Source organism: Paracoccus sp. DMF-8, from assembly GCF_029309835.1.
GTDB lineage: Bacteria > Pseudomonadota > Alphaproteobacteria > Rhodobacterales > Rhodobacteraceae > Paracoccus.
In genome coordinates this window covers 182356-194959 of record NZ_JARJHL010000011.1, presented here as the reverse complement: position 1 = coordinate 194959, position 12604 = coordinate 182356, and the positions used below count along the sequence as shown (strand labels likewise).

The window sequence follows — 12604 nt, the reverse complement described above, 5'->3', positions numbered from 1 at the left end:
TCCGGCGACAGCCCGGCAAGGCAGAAATCCGCGATATCGCGCGCGATATCAGCGGCATCGAGGGCGCCGGTTCCGGCGCGGTCTCCAGCAGGGACAGCAGGCCCTTGGCCGCGTCGGTTTCAGGCAGCCACGCCCGCCCCGCAGGCACGGTTTCAAGGGCATCAGCGCGGCCATCCTGCGGCACAGGTCGGCCGGGGTTTCGCGGTCGATATCCACGCGGATCAGCCGGGGATCATCGCCGAAATGGGCCTGAACCGCAGCCTGATGGGCGTGCCAATCGGCCTGCCAGATGTCGGGCAAGGCATCGGGGGCAACGTCCAGATGCCGGGCATGGCAGCGGGCCAGCGCGCCGCCGTCGCGGGTCAGGCGATCCAGAATCCAGCCCTCGGGGTCGCGCGTGGTCAGGATGAAGGCGGCGCGGGGAAAGGTCCGGTCCAGCCATGCGAACCGGCGCCATGCCTCCAGCGGGGGCTGCCATGCGGGGCTGGCGGCATAGAGGCCGGTGAACAGGCAGATGCGCGGCCAGCGCGTCAGGGCCGCGCGGCCCGTCGCCTGCGAAAAGACGATGTCACGGGCCACCGCGCCGCTGTCGTCGCACAGCGCGCGGTAGCCGTTCAGGCGAAAGGCCTGCGTCACGCGTTCCTGCCCGCACCACTCGGGGCTGATGTGAAAGACCCGCGTGACCGGGGCCTTCGGAACGGGGGCCATCAGCGCAGCCTGTGCATCGACCTGGGCAGCAGGATCGTCAGCACGCCAAGCAACGGCAGGAACGAACAGATCCAATAGACATATTCGATGCCGCGTGCGTCCGCGACCTCGCCCAGAACGGCGGCGGCAACCCCGCCCATGCCAAGGGCAAAGCCGAAAAAGATGCCCGCGATCATGCCGGTCCGGCCGGGCACCAGTTCCTGCGCAAAGACCACAATGGCCGGAAAGGCCGAGGCAAGGATCAGCCCGATGACGACGCTGAGAATCGCCGTCGCCTCGAACCCGACATGGGGCAGCGCCAGCGTAAAGGGCAGCACGCCGAGGATCGAGAACCAGATCACCTTGAGCGGCCCGACCCGGTCGCCGACCAGCCCGCCCAGCATGACACCCGCCGCCATCCCGCCCAGAAACAGGAACAGCATGAGCTGCGAGGTCTGTTCGGACACGCCGAATTTCTCGATCAGGAAAAAGGTGTAATAGCTCGACAGGCTGGCGGTATAGATGTTCTTGGTAAAGGTCAGGATCGCCAGCACGATGATCGCGCGCACGACAACGGGTTTCGGCAGCGGCAGGGGCGGGCGTTGGCCGGTGACGGCGGTGGCGCGTCGCCGCCCCTCGGCCCGAGATCCGATGCGATACAGCACCATCGTCCCGATCGCGGCGGCCACAGCGACAAAGACGATCGAGGGGCGCCCGAAGGGCACGACCAGAAAGGCCGCCAGCAGCGGGCCAAGCGCCTGACCGAAATTGCCGCCCAGCTGGAACAGCGACTGCGCCGTCCCGAACCGCCCCCCCGATGCGGTGCGCGCCACACGCGAGCTTTCCGGGTGAAACACCGCCGATCCGATGCCGATCAGCATCGCGCCGACCAGCAAAAACCCGTAGCTTTCCGCAAGCGCCAGCATCATCACCCCGATGAAGGTCGAACCCATGCCAAGCGCCAGCGACCGGGGCATCGGATGCTTGTCGGTCACGATCCCCACCAGCGGCTGCAGCATCGAGGCGGTGAACTGGAAGGCAAAGGTGATATGCCCGATCTGGCGATAGCTGAGGTCGAATTCCTGTCGCAGCAGCGGATAAATCGCCGACAACATCGACTGCATCACATCATTGACCATGTGGCACAGGCTGAGAGCAACCAGAACGGTCCAGGCCGTCGCCGTCGGCGCGGCCATGCGCGTTGCGCTTGAATCCGTCATTTTCGACCTATTCGCTGAAAATTCTCGCAATCCGGAAGGCTTCTGCCCGCATTGCCGGAATGTCAATCCTCGACAAGGTGATTGCGTATGCCGGAAATCAGGTATTCAGCAAAGCTATTGATGTAAACCCGTCGGTTCATTATAACATAACCTTGTATATGTTTATGTTAATGATGCATAGTCAAACCGCCCCGTTTACCCTATAATGAACATGAATAGCATCAATGTCTTAACTGATCGTTCCACGCCGACTCCGATATCGCCCGAGCAGGTAAAGGGAACTCGCCGCATGATGACGTGGCAGGCAGTACAATCCGAGGTTCTTTCGCGGATCCGAAATGGCCAATGGCCGGGCACGCTGATCCCCACCGAAACAACGCTGGCTGCCGAATTCGGCTGCGCGCGGGCGACGATCAACCGGGCATTGACCTCGCTGGCCGAAAGCGGCCTGCTGGAACGGCGGCGCAAGGTCGGCACAAGGGTCGCACAGCACCCGCCGCAGCAATCGACGCTGCCCAAGATCTTTATCCGCGACGAAATCGAGGCGCGCGGCGCCCTGTATGGCTACTCGGCTTGTCGGGCGCGATCTGACAATTCCTGCGACAAGGTCGCCCGGCAGTTGATCCTTGGCTGCGGCATGCCCGCGAGTGAAGCCATGCCATCCATCTGGCTCGATGACCAGCCTATTGCTGCGAATTGCGTTGGGTCAATCCGAGGCCGCACCGGGCTTCGCCCTTGCCGATCTGGACCGGGTTTCGCCGCATGAATGGCTGTCGGCCAATGTCTCCTGGAACCACGGAACCATGAAAGTGTCCGCGACGAATACGGCGCAACTGCCTGATTTCGTGGGTCGGTGCATGCGCTCTGCGGGTGCGCCGGTGCTGATGATCGAACGGACCTATTGGGCCGATGCCGTCGCGGTCACGGTTTCACGCCAGTATTTCCGCGAAGGCTATACGCTGAACTCGACGATCTGATGCCGCGGCCATCACCCTGACCGGGTGTGGCGCGGCTTTGTCGCCACCGTCTCCCCCAGAACGCTGTCTTGAATCAATCGTGATCCCACCGCGCTTGCAACGCGGCGGACAAGCGCCCGCCGAAGCGAAAAAAACGTTCCGAGCAGCCCCGGAGCCGTCCGTAGACCAAAGCCCCGATCCTTGCCCGTGCGCAGGATTGCTGCCGCATCTGACCCGCAGCCGTTTCCGGCATCACCCAGTGCGCAGTGTTTTCTGGGTGTGGCAGGCCGCATTTTCTGCCGAAACGCTGGCGTGTCCGCCGCTGGCGACAGGCTCCAGCTCCTGCGCAGACGGCCACGGCGCTGCGCTTCACCACACGCCGATATCGAGGCTGCGGATTATCAGTGCGGCGACCTGCCTTCGGGGCAGTCGGCGATCACCGCCAGGGTGCAGATCCTGCTGGACCGGTCGGGCATTTCGCCCGGCGTGGTCGATGGCTGGCGCGGCGGGATGAGCGAGCGCCATCAAGGCCTTTCAGCGCCCGTGCCGGTCTGCCCGGCGGACGGGCGGATGAGCCCGGTGGTCTGGCAGTTGCTGCAGCCCTTTGCCGCCGAACCGCTGACCATGACCTATACGATCACCGACGAAGACAGCTATGGGCTGGTCGACAACATCCCCTCGGACTACGGCGAAAAGGCCAAGATGACCTCTCAGGGCTATACCTCGATCGAGGAAAAGCTGGCCGAACGCTTTCACATGGACGAAAAGTTTCTGGTCAGGCTGAACCCCGGCATCGCCTTTGTTCCCGGCGCCACGATTCAGGCAACCGTCCCGGCCAAGCCGATTCGCGGCAAGGTTGCGCGCATCATCATCGACAAGGCGACCCGCCGGGTTGCGGCCCATGATGACCGCGGCCGGATGGTTGCCGATTATCCGGCGACCGTCGGCTCTGATCAGACGCCGTCGCCGCATGGCACCCATACGGTCGATGCGGTCGCACTGGACCCGGTCTATACCTACAACCCCAACCGGAATTTCAAGCAGGGCAACAATGACCGCGTCCTGACGATTCCGCCCGGACCGAACGGCCCCGTCGGCAATGTCTGGATCGACCTGTCGCAGCCGACCTATGGCATCCACGGCACCGCGACCCCGTCAAAGCTGTTCGTCAGCCAGTCGAATGGCTGTGTGCGCCTGACCAACTGGGACGCGCGGGAACTGGCGGGCATGGTGCAGTCCGGCAAGACCGTCGTCGAATTCCTGGCCCCGGGTCAGCCATCGCAGATGTGACTGGGGTGACGACACCCGCCGCGACGACCTCGGCAGCGGTGGCCACGACCGTCGTTTCGGTCAGCGCCACGCGGCCCATGGCCCGCCCCCGGATCGTCGACATGTCCGCGCCACAACCCGCGACGCCCGACACGCCAAAAACACCTGACGCACCGAACGAAACCGCACCCGCCGCCGTGACGGCCCTGCCCGACCAGACACCTGCGGCGGCGGCGGTCGCCGAAACGGTGGCCGGCCAATCCCCCTCATCCACATTGCCGGTGGCGCCGGTGGATGGGGCGGATCCCCTGTCATCGGCCATCGCGCAGGCTGTCGGTCCCGAAGGCGTCCCGACCGATCCCACTGCAGTTTCCCCGGCACATGCCGCAGGCACGATCACCACGACCACCCTGCCCGCCGCACCCGTGGCAAGCGAAAGCCCGCAACCCACCCTGTCGCCGACAGCCCCGCCGCGCCGTCGTGCCGCACCGCCTGCGGATACGGTCGTGACCCCGGCGAACGCCGCGCGGACAGGTCACTAGGATGTGGCGCGGCGCCCGGATCGCCCTTGCGCTTTTGGCGCTTGGCCTGCCCGCAATGGCACAGGAAACCGCAGCCGATCGCCCGGCACCCAAGCCCGATACCGCACAGACGCCCGACCCCGCCACAGATCCCGCAAGGCCCCCGCAATCGGGGCCAGCGACAACCGAAGACGCCCCCGCGACCGATGAACCCGCCGCAGCCGAACAGGGCGATCCGGCGCCGTCCGGGAATGACGCGGACCAGACGCCCCCCGCGACCATCCCGCCCGAGGATGAGTTTGCCTATTCCGCCTGCCTTTTGACGCTCTATTCCCTTGGCAGCAGATATGAGGAACTGCCCGCCATCCGCGAAACCGACCAGCCCGGCTGCGGCATGGAACGCCCCCTCCGGATATCGGAGATCCTGCCCGGCCTGACCCTTTCGGGTGCGCCGGTGATGCGCTGCGAGACCGCCCGGCAACTCGCGTTCTGGTCCCGCGACCATTTGCTGCCCGCCACGCATTTTCTGCCCGGCGCGGCACGTCTGACCACCATCGAACCCGGCTCTACCTATCAATGCCGCGATGTGATCGGGAACGGGGGCGGCGGCGATCTGTCCGAACATGCGACCGGAAATGCCTTTGATATCATGGCTTTCGGATTTTCCGACGGTTCGCGGTTCGACATCACGCCGCGACAGGATAGCGGCGATCTGGCCGAAGCCTTTCAGGCGGCGATCCGCAGCGCCGCCTGCCTGTATTTCACCACGGTTCTGGGCCCCGGCGCCAATGCCGCCCATGACGATCACCTGCATTTCGACGTGAAGCCGCGCAACGGCGGCTGGCGGCTGTGCCAATGAATTCCTAACCCCGCGCACCGCCGCGCGCCGCGCCGGGCGACAGGCTTTCGCCCAGCATCGCAAAGCTCTGCGCGACAGAGGGGCTGGCCAGCGTCACGAAATGGTCCAGCCCCGGATAAAGGCGAACCGCCTCGTCCAGAATCGGGTCAGAGCCGGGGGAATACAGGCCGGCGCGAATCATCAGTTCGGATTCCGAATAGGAGCCCAGCATGGCGCGGGCCTTTGCAATCATGCGGTTTTCGTCGGATGTCGCAGCATGCGGCAAGGACCGCGACACCGAGCGCAGCACGTCGATCGCCGGGAAACGCCCCCGTTCCGCAATCGCGCGATCCAGCACGACATGGCCATCCAGCACGCCGCGCAGGATATCGGCCACCGGCTCCTCCATATCCGAACCGGCGACCAGCACCGAAAAGATCCCGGTGATATCCCCCGCCCCCTCGGGCCCCGGCCCGGAACGTTCCGCCAGAGCCATGATCAGGTTCGAGGTCGAGGGCGGAAAGCCGCGATAGCTGGGGGCTTTCACCGCCCGCCAGGGCGATTTCGCGATGCGCCTCGGCAAAGCGGGTGATGGAATCGGCCAGAAAAAGCACATGCTTGCCCTGATCCCGGAAATGTTCGGCCACGCTCATCCCGGCCCAGGCACAGCGCCGGCGCATCAGCGGCGACTGATCCGAGGTTGCCGCGACGACAACCGCCCGCGCCATCCCTTCGGGGCCCAGAACCGATTCGACGAATTCACGCAATTCCCGCCCCCGCTCGCCGATCATGGCGATCACCACGACATCCGCCGCAACCCCCTTGGCAAGATTGGACAAAAGCGTCGATTTCCCGACACCGGAACCCGCGAACAGGCCCACCCGCTGCCCCCGCACCAAGGGCAGCAAGGTGTCAAAGATCGCCAGCCCCGTCGCCAGCCTTGTCCCCAACCGCTTGCGCGTTGCGGCGGGCGGCAGGGCCGCGCGATAGGGTCGTTCCGCCGGGCCAGCGCCAAGCGGCCGACCATCCAGCGGCCGGCCAAAGGGGTCGATGATTCGTCCGACCCAGCTTTCCGATGGCGCGATGGCGGGGGAAAACAGCAGTTCGGCACGCGCGCCGATATGCAGCCCCTCTGCCGGGCCCTCGGTCAGGACCGATGCGATTCGCCCCTCCAGCGCGATGATTTCGCCTGCCAGTTCCGCGCCGCCGGGCATGTCGAATCGCACGCGATCCCCCAATGCGGCATGGTCGTTCAGCCCTGCGACCAGCACCACCCCCGCCTGAATCGCATGCACCGCGCCATAATAGCGGACGGGCCGCATCTGCCTGATCCGCGAGGTGATCGAGAGAATTCGTTCCAATTCCCGTGCCCTTCCGTTCTGAAATCCGCGCCCTTCGAAACGGTTTCTAAACCTATCGGGGTTAAGACCGGGTTATCGACGGATGGGAGATTTCTGTGTTTGAACGAATCGATACGCTTCGGATGGCGGATGCCCTGATCGCCCATGGCGCAAAACGCCAGCGGCTGATCGCCACCAATGTCGCGAATGCGGATACCCCGGATTATCGCGCAAAGGATCTGGCCGGTTTTGCCCGCTCTTATGACGAAACGGCGCCGACGGGCCTGCGCGCCACCCATGATCGCCATATCCCGGGTTCGGGCTGGGGCATGGGTGCGTCGCGCCTGATTGATGCGGATGGCGAACCCGCGCCGAACGGCAACACCGTCTCGATCGAGGATGAGATGTTCCGCCTGGCCGATGCCAAACGCGAATTCGATCTGGCGCTGACAGTCACGAAAACCTCGCTTGGCCTGATCCGCACCAGCATCGGCCGCCGCGCGTAAAGGAATCAGCCCGTGTCAGACACCCTCTCGGCCAGCCAGATCGCCATTTCGGGCATGAAGGCCCAGGCCGTCCGACTCCGCCATGTATCGGAAAACATCGCCAATATCGACACGCCCGGCTATCGGCGCAAGCTGGTGACCTTTCAGCAGGCGGTCGATGGCGGCACCCGCACCGGCGGCGTCGAACCCAGCCCGACCCGGCTGGATACGCGGGAACTGCCGCAGGTCTATGACCCGGCGCATCCGATGGCCAATGATGATGGTTATTACGCCGGTTCGAACGTCGATCTGATCGTCGAAATCGCCGATCTGCGAGAGGCGAGCCGCAGTTATGAGGCGAACCTGCGCGTGTTTGAGCAATCGCGCCAGATGAACTCTTCCCTTCTTGATCTGATCCGCCGCTAGAAAGGCACATCCCATGATTTCAGCAACCTCTGCCATCTCTGCCTATAGTCGCGCGCTGCCCTCGATCGCCCCCGAGGCCGAATCGCTGCCGCAGGGCATGACCAATGCCGCAACCGAATTCGCGCGCGTCATGCAAGGCGTCGACACGACCGCGACCGCAGCAATGACCGGACAGGCCGAAACCCATGATCTGGTCCAGGCCATCGCCCGCGCCGAAGTCGCATTGGAAACCGCCACGGCGATCCGCGACAAGGTGGTCGAAGCCTATCAGGAAATCCTGCGGATGCCGGTCTGAGGCCGAGATGCCCGAAGATCTCATCTTTGACCTGACGCGCCGGGCTTTATGGATCGCAGTCCGCATGGCCGCGCCGCTGCTGCTGGCCGCCCTTGTGACGGGCGTGGTCATCGGCCTGTTTCAGGCGCTGACCTCGGTTCAGGAAATGACACTGACCTTCGTGCCCAAGGTCGGCCTGATGCTGGTCGTGTTCTGGGTCACGATGAGCTTCATGACGGCGAATCCTGTCGGGCTTTTCACCGACCAGATCATCCCCCTGATCAGCGGAGGCTGACCCATGGAAAACGCCATCTATGCCGCATTGACCCGGCAATCGGGCCTGATGCGCGAAATGCGCACCGTGGCTAACAATATCGCCAACGCGAACACGAACGGCTTTCGCCGCGAAGGTGTGGTCTTCACCGAATACATGGTGTCGCTGGACCGTCGCGGGGAAACGCTGGCCATGGCCAATGCGCGCGGACGGATGGTCGATCTGAGCCCCGGCGTCCTGACCCAGACCAACGGCCAGTTCGATATCGCGCTTGAGGGCGAAGGTTTCTTCATGGTCCAGACTGCCGAAGGGCCGCGCCTGACCCGCGCCGGCGCCTTTACGCCCAATGCCGACGGCGAACTGGTCGATATGGCCGGCAATGCGCTGCTGGACGACGGCCGGGCCCCGATCGCCATTCCCGCAGGCGTCAGAAATGTCGGAATCGGTGTCGACGGCACGATATCCGCAGACGATCAGCCGATAGGTCGGATCGGCGTCTATGCCGCGCCCGACCCTTCGGAACTGCTGCATCAGGAAGGAACCCTGTTCACCCCCGGCAACAACCCCGAACCGCTGGAGGATCCCCGCGTGCGTCAGGGCTTTCTGGAGGAATCGAACGTCGACCCGGTTCTGGAAATCACCCGCATGATCGAGGTTCAGCGCGCCTATGAGCTGGGCCAAAGCTTTCTGGATCGCGAAGACCAGCGCATCCGGACCGTCATCACCTCGCTTACTCGTTGAAAGGTAACCCGATGAGAGCCCTTCAGATCGCCGCCACCGGCATGAACGCCCAGCAAACCCGGGTCGAGGTCATTTCGAACAACCTCGCGAACATGTCCACCACCGGCTATAACGCCCGCCGCGCCGAATTTGCCGATCTCTACTATCAGCAGGCCGTGCGCCCCGGCACGCTGACCTCGACCGAAGGCACGATGGTGCCGACCGGCGTCCAGATGGGTCTGGGGGTGCGCCCGACGGCCGTCAGCGTCGTGCTGGCCCAGGGACCGCTGCACGAAACGCGGGGCGAGCTGGACGTCGCCATCGACGGCAATGGCTATCTTGAGGTGACGCTGCCTTCGGGCATGTCGGCCTATACCCGCGACGGTGGCCTGAAACGCTCGGCGGATGGGCTGATCGTCACCTCGGACGGCTATCCGGTTGCGCCGGGCATCACCATTCCCGCCGACGCCCGCAGCATCGCGATCAACCCGAATGGCGAGGTGTTCGCCTATTTCAACGACCGGGTCGAACCCGAAAACCTGGGTCAGTTCACGCTTGCGAATTTCGTCAACGAAAAGGGTCTCGAGGCGATCGGATCGAATCTGTTTCTGGAAACCCCTGCCTCGGGCGCGCCGCAGGTCGCCATGCCGGAGGACGAAGGCCTTGGCGTGCTGCGCAACGGCTATCTCGAAGAAAGCTCGGTTGATCCGGTCCGCGAGATCACCGAGCTGATCAAGGCGCAGCAGGGCTATGAAATGAACTCCAAGGTGATCACGGCCGCCGACCAGATGCTGGGCACGACGGTGCAGATCCGCTGATGCGCTGGCTTGTCATTCCATTGGCGCTGATCGCCGCCCCGGCTTTCGCCGATACGCTGGTTGCCGCACGCACGCTTGCTGCGGGAACCGTCATTCAGGATGAAGATGTCCTCATCCAGCCCTCGGACGACCCCAGGGGCGCAAGCCTTGGCGAGGTGCTGGGCATGCAAACCCGGGCGATGATTTACGAAGGCCGGCCGATCCATCCCTCTCGTTTGATCGAACCCGTGCTGGTCGCCCGCAATCAGGTCATCCGGCTGGCCTATCAGACCCCCTTGATGCGGATCGAGGCCGAAGGCCGCGCGCTGGAGCCGGGACAGGCCGGTCAGGTCATCCGCGTCATGAATCTTTCATCGCGCACCACCGTTTCAGGCCGCGTCGAGCCGGACGGCACGGTCATCGTTCAGAAAAAATGAGTATTCACATGATGAAGAAATCGTCTGTTTCCGCTCTTCTCGGGATTGCCGTCGCGGTCGGTGCCAGCGGCTGCGCGCGGGTGGCCAATGTGGGCAGCGTCCCCGATATGACCTCGGCCCAGCAAACCGAGGAATTTCAGGCCATGACGGCGGCGGCATATTCGGAACCGCCGCTGCCGCAGACCGCGACCGGCGCCGCTTCGCTTTGGACGACCAGGCCGATGTCGCTGGTCGGGGATCGCCGTGCCGGTCAGCGCGGCGACATCCTGACCGTCGCGATCGAGATCAACGACCGCGCCGAGTTCCAGAACACGTCGGGCCGCTCCAGATCATCGGCGGACGAAGTCAGCATTCCGTCGATGGTCGGCCTGCTCCAACGCATCGACAGGAAACTGCCCGAAGGGGCGTCGATGGCCGATATGGTCGAGGCGGATTCGTCATCCTCGTTCAAGGGCACGGGCAATATCTCGCGCCGCGAAAAACTGACGCTGCGCGTGGCGGCCACCGTCATCGACGTGTTGCCGAATGGCGTCCTGCACATTCAGGGTTCGCAGGAGGTTCGCGTGAATTATGAAATCCGCGAATTGACGGTCAGCGGCTTCGTGCGCCCCTCTGACATCGGGCGCCGCAACGAAATCGCCTATGATCGCATCGCCGGCGCGCGCATTTCCTATGGCGGTCGCGGACAGATTTCCGACGTGCAGCAACCCCGTTACGGCCAGCAGATCGCCGATATCATTCTGCCCTACTGAGGCCCTCTGATGAAAAAGAAAATCCTGTTCGTCATTCTGGCGCTTGCCGCCCTTGCCGGGGGCGCGGCAGGCGGCATGTTTCTGAAACCGCAAAAGGAAGCCACCCAGGAGCAGGCAGCCGGGGAACCTGCCGACACTGGCAAGGAAGCGCAAAAGGACGACAGCGAAACGGAACTGACTTGGTTCAAATTCCCAACGCAGTTCTTTGTGCCCCTGATGCAAAACGGCCAGGTCTCGGGCACGATGATCCTGTCGCTGGTGCTTGAGTTGCCGCAAGAGGCGACGGAACGGATCAACGCGCAAGAACACCGGCTGCGCGACGCGCTGCTGCGCGCGCTCATGATCCGGGCCAATACGGGAGGGTTCAATGGCAACTTCACCTCGGACGTCCAGATGCAGGAATTGCGCGCCGTCTTGCTTGCTGCGGCGCAAGAGGCCAGCGGCACCGATGTCAGGAACGTTCTGGTCGAGGATATTGCCCGGCAATAGGGTAATTCTCCCGCATGACTTTGGCTGCGTTTCAAGCGATGTCAGGGCTGGCATCACACCGTCCAGCACATTAATTCTTGCGGGCAACCCAAACGGACCAGACAGTGCCGCCACCCATCACGATCGCGCTTGCGACCTATCAGGGCGCAAGATTCCTGCAGCCGCAACTGAACAGTTTCGCCGCTCAAACATTCGCGGACTGGCGGCTGCTGATTTCGGACGATGGGTCGACGGATGACACATTGGATATTTCGCGCGGGATTTGCATCGTCGCATCCTGCCGGGCGGGTCAGGATCATCGGCGGACCGGGGCGGGGTTCGACCAGCAACTTCCTGCACCTGATCGAACAGGCGGATCCCGATCACTGGTTGGCGCTCAGCGATCAGGACGATGTCTGGCTGCCCGATAAACTTGAACGCGCCGCAAGGTTTCTGAAGGATCAGAACGGCCCTGCCGTTTATGCCGCCCGCACCACGATCTGCGACGAGGCGCTGAATCCTGTCGCCCCCGCCCCCGCCTTTGTCCGGCCGCTGCGCTTTCGCAATGCGCTGATTCAGGCGTGTCTGCCCGGCAATACGACGGTGCTGAACCAGTCGGCCGCCGCATTGTTGCGCCGGGCGACGCGGGCGGCACGGGAGGCCGGAATCATATCGCATGACTGGTGGATCTATCAGCTGCATGTCCGGTGCCGGCGCGGCGATGATGCGGGATCGCGCGCAGGTCCTGCTGTATCGCCAGCATCCCGAGAACCTGATGGGCCGCAACGACACGACGCGCGCGCGGGCCGCGCGGCTGAACATGCTGACCGATGGAACCTTTGCCGGATGGCTGCGGCAAAATCAGGCTGCATTGATGCCGGTTCAGGAGTTGCTGACCCCCGAAAACAGGGACCTGCTGCACCGTTTCGGACATGCGCTGGAACGTCCGGGACCCGCCATGATAGCGGCATTCATCCGCATGGGGCTTTATCGGCAGACGCGCAGCGGAACCGCGGCCGTCATGGCCGCCGCACTTGCCGGGCGTTTGCGGATCCGGTCGGGCTGAAGCGCGGCTTCGTCACCAATCACGCCTTGGCCGGAAACCCGGATCTCGCGAATTTCCGACCCTGCTGATCCGGT

Annotated in this window: 17 protein-coding genes and 1 pseudogene; 15 read left to right on the top strand and 3 right to left on the bottom strand. The window is 64.0% G+C overall.

Annotation, left to right across the window (positions count from 1 at the left end):
* Positions 1–48 precede the first annotated feature (48 nt).
* Positions 49–708, bottom strand: a complete 660-nt coding sequence (locus PE067_RS12460; RefSeq protein WP_276189681.1) for a hypothetical protein — start codon at positions 706–708, stop codon at positions 49–51.
* Positions 708–1907 carry an MFS transporter gene (locus PE067_RS12455; RefSeq protein WP_276189680.1) on the bottom strand — a complete coding sequence of 400 codons (1200 nt, stop codon included), beginning with the start codon at positions 1905–1907 and terminating at the stop codon, positions 708–710. Before PE067_RS12455 ends, PE067_RS12460 begins: the two co-directional genes overlap by 1 nt.
* A 289-nt stretch (positions 1908–2196) precedes the next feature.
* Here PE067_RS12455 and PE067_RS12450 point away from each other — a divergent pair, with 289 nt between their 5' ends.
* The 5 genes from PE067_RS12450 (at position 2197) to PE067_RS12430 (ending at position 5512) form a co-directional block, all read left to right on the top strand.
* Complete coding sequence (locus tag PE067_RS12450) at positions 2197–2673, top strand: GntR family transcriptional regulator (protein ID WP_276189678.1); 477 nt, start codon at positions 2197–2199, stop codon at positions 2671–2673.
* Positions 2582–2884, top strand: a complete 303-nt coding sequence (locus PE067_RS21890; RefSeq protein WP_346429695.1) for a UTRA domain-containing protein — start codon at positions 2582–2584, stop codon at positions 2882–2884. The genes PE067_RS12450 and PE067_RS21890 overlap by 92 nt, the downstream gene beginning before the upstream one ends.
* Before the next feature lie 291 nt (positions 2885–3175).
* Positions 3176–4153: a L,D-transpeptidase gene (locus tag PE067_RS12440; protein ID WP_276189676.1), complete on the top strand. Its 978-nt coding sequence runs from the start codon at positions 3176–3178 to the stop codon at positions 4151–4153.
* Positions 4154–4158: 5 nt separating this feature from the next.
* The gene (locus PE067_RS12435) at positions 4159–4674 is read left to right on the top strand and encodes a hypothetical protein (RefSeq protein ID WP_276189675.1); all 516 of its coding nucleotides are present in this window, start codon (positions 4159–4161) and stop codon (positions 4672–4674) included.
* A gap of 1 nt (position 4675) precedes the next feature.
* Positions 4676–5512 (top strand): extensin family protein, encoded by an 837-nt coding sequence (locus PE067_RS12430; RefSeq protein WP_276189674.1) that lies wholly within the window; start codon positions 4676–4678, stop codon positions 5510–5512.
* A gap of 4 nt (positions 5513–5516) precedes the next feature.
* Here PE067_RS12430 and PE067_RS12425 read toward each other — a convergent pair.
* Positions 5517–6813 (bottom strand): annotated as a pseudogene (locus PE067_RS12425) (FliI/YscN family ATPase).
* A 161-nt stretch (positions 6814–6974) separates the two neighbouring features.
* On the opposite strand from PE067_RS12425, the gene PE067_RS12420 reads away from it, so the two are divergent.
* The 10 genes from PE067_RS12420 to PE067_RS12375 all read left to right on the top strand — a co-directional run bounded on the left by PE067_RS12420 (position 6975) and on the right by PE067_RS12375 (position 12530).
* On the top strand, positions 6975–7337 hold the full coding sequence (locus PE067_RS12420; RefSeq protein ID WP_276190026.1) for a FlgB family protein: 363 nt from the start codon (positions 6975–6977) through the stop codon (positions 7335–7337).
* Positions 7338–7349: 12 nt separating this feature from the next.
* Positions 7350–7742, top strand: a complete 393-nt coding sequence (flgC, locus tag PE067_RS12415) for a flagellar basal body rod protein FlgC (RefSeq protein WP_276189673.1) — start codon at positions 7350–7352, stop codon at positions 7740–7742.
* Between the two features lie 13 nt (positions 7743–7755).
* A complete protein-coding gene (locus PE067_RS12410; protein WP_276189671.1) occupies positions 7756–8037 on the top strand; it encodes a flagellar hook-basal body complex protein FliE in 282 nt (93 codons plus the stop codon).
* A 7-nt stretch (positions 8038–8044) separates the two neighbouring features.
* Positions 8045–8311, top strand: a complete 267-nt coding sequence (locus PE067_RS12405) for a flagellar biosynthetic protein FliQ (RefSeq protein WP_276189670.1) — start codon at positions 8045–8047, stop codon at positions 8309–8311.
* Positions 8312–8314: 3 nt separating this feature from the next.
* Entirely contained in the window at positions 8315–9031 is a 717-nt protein-coding gene (locus PE067_RS12400) for a flagellar hook-basal body complex protein (RefSeq protein WP_276189669.1), read from the top strand.
* Positions 9032–9042: 11 nt separating this feature from the next.
* On the top strand, positions 9043–9828 hold the full coding sequence (gene flgG, locus PE067_RS12395) for a flagellar basal-body rod protein FlgG (RefSeq protein ID WP_276189668.1): 786 nt from the start codon (positions 9043–9045) through the stop codon (positions 9826–9828).
* Positions 9828–10244 carry a flagellar basal body P-ring formation chaperone FlgA gene (gene flgA, locus PE067_RS12390; protein WP_276189667.1) on the top strand — a complete coding sequence of 139 codons (417 nt, stop codon included), beginning with the start codon at positions 9828–9830 and terminating at the stop codon, positions 10242–10244. Before flgG ends, flgA begins: the two co-directional genes overlap by 1 nt.
* 11 nt (positions 10245–10255) lie before the next feature.
* Positions 10256–10996: a flagellar basal body L-ring protein FlgH gene (gene flgH / locus PE067_RS12385; RefSeq protein ID WP_276190024.1), complete on the top strand. Its 741-nt coding sequence runs from the start codon at positions 10256–10258 to the stop codon at positions 10994–10996.
* A gap of 9 nt (positions 10997–11005) precedes the next feature.
* Positions 11006–11485 (top strand): hypothetical protein, encoded by a 480-nt coding sequence (locus PE067_RS12380; RefSeq protein ID WP_276189666.1) that lies wholly within the window; start codon positions 11006–11008, stop codon positions 11483–11485.
* A 679-nt stretch (positions 11486–12164) separates the two neighbouring features.
* On the top strand, positions 12165–12530 hold the full coding sequence (locus tag PE067_RS12375; protein WP_276189665.1) for a hypothetical protein: 366 nt from the start codon (positions 12165–12167) through the stop codon (positions 12528–12530).
* The last annotated feature ends 74 nt before the right edge of the window (positions 12531–12604 follow it).

Coding starts and splice junctions, on each gene's coding strand:
- PE067_RS12460 (WP_276189681.1), bottom strand. CDS start 708: ATGGCCCCCGTTCCGAAGGCCCCGGTCACGCGGGTCTTTCACATCAGC.
- PE067_RS12455 (WP_276189680.1), bottom strand. CDS start 1,907: ATGACGGATTCAAGCGCAACGCGCATGGCCGCGCCGACGGCGACGGCC.
- PE067_RS12450 (WP_276189678.1), top strand. CDS start 2,197: ATGATGACGTGGCAGGCAGTACAATCCGAGGTTCTTTCGCGGATCCGA.
- PE067_RS21890 (WP_346429695.1), top strand. CDS start 2,582: ATGACCAGCCTATTGCTGCGAATTGCGTTGGGTCAATCCGAGGCCGCA.
- PE067_RS12430 (WP_276189674.1), top strand. CDS start 4,676: ATGTGGCGCGGCGCCCGGATCGCCCTTGCGCTTTTGGCGCTTGGCCTG.
- PE067_RS12420 (WP_276190026.1), top strand. CDS start 6,975: ATGGCGGATGCCCTGATCGCCCATGGCGCAAAACGCCAGCGGCTGATC.
- PE067_RS12410 (WP_276189671.1), top strand. CDS start 7,756: ATGATTTCAGCAACCTCTGCCATCTCTGCCTATAGTCGCGCGCTGCCC.
- PE067_RS12405 (WP_276189670.1), top strand. CDS start 8,045: ATGCCCGAAGATCTCATCTTTGACCTGACGCGCCGGGCTTTATGGATC.
- PE067_RS12400 (WP_276189669.1), top strand. CDS start 8,315: ATGGAAAACGCCATCTATGCCGCATTGACCCGGCAATCGGGCCTGATG.
- flgG (WP_276189668.1), top strand. CDS start 9,043: ATGAGAGCCCTTCAGATCGCCGCCACCGGCATGAACGCCCAGCAAACC.
- flgA (WP_276189667.1), top strand. CDS start 9,828: ATGCGCTGGCTTGTCATTCCATTGGCGCTGATCGCCGCCCCGGCTTTC.
- flgH (WP_276190024.1), top strand. CDS start 10,256: ATGAAGAAATCGTCTGTTTCCGCTCTTCTCGGGATTGCCGTCGCGGTC.
- PE067_RS12380 (WP_276189666.1), top strand. CDS start 11,006: ATGAAAAAGAAAATCCTGTTCGTCATTCTGGCGCTTGCCGCCCTTGCC.
- PE067_RS12375 (WP_276189665.1), top strand. CDS start 12,165: ATGTCCGGTGCCGGCGCGGCGATGATGCGGGATCGCGCGCAGGTCCTG.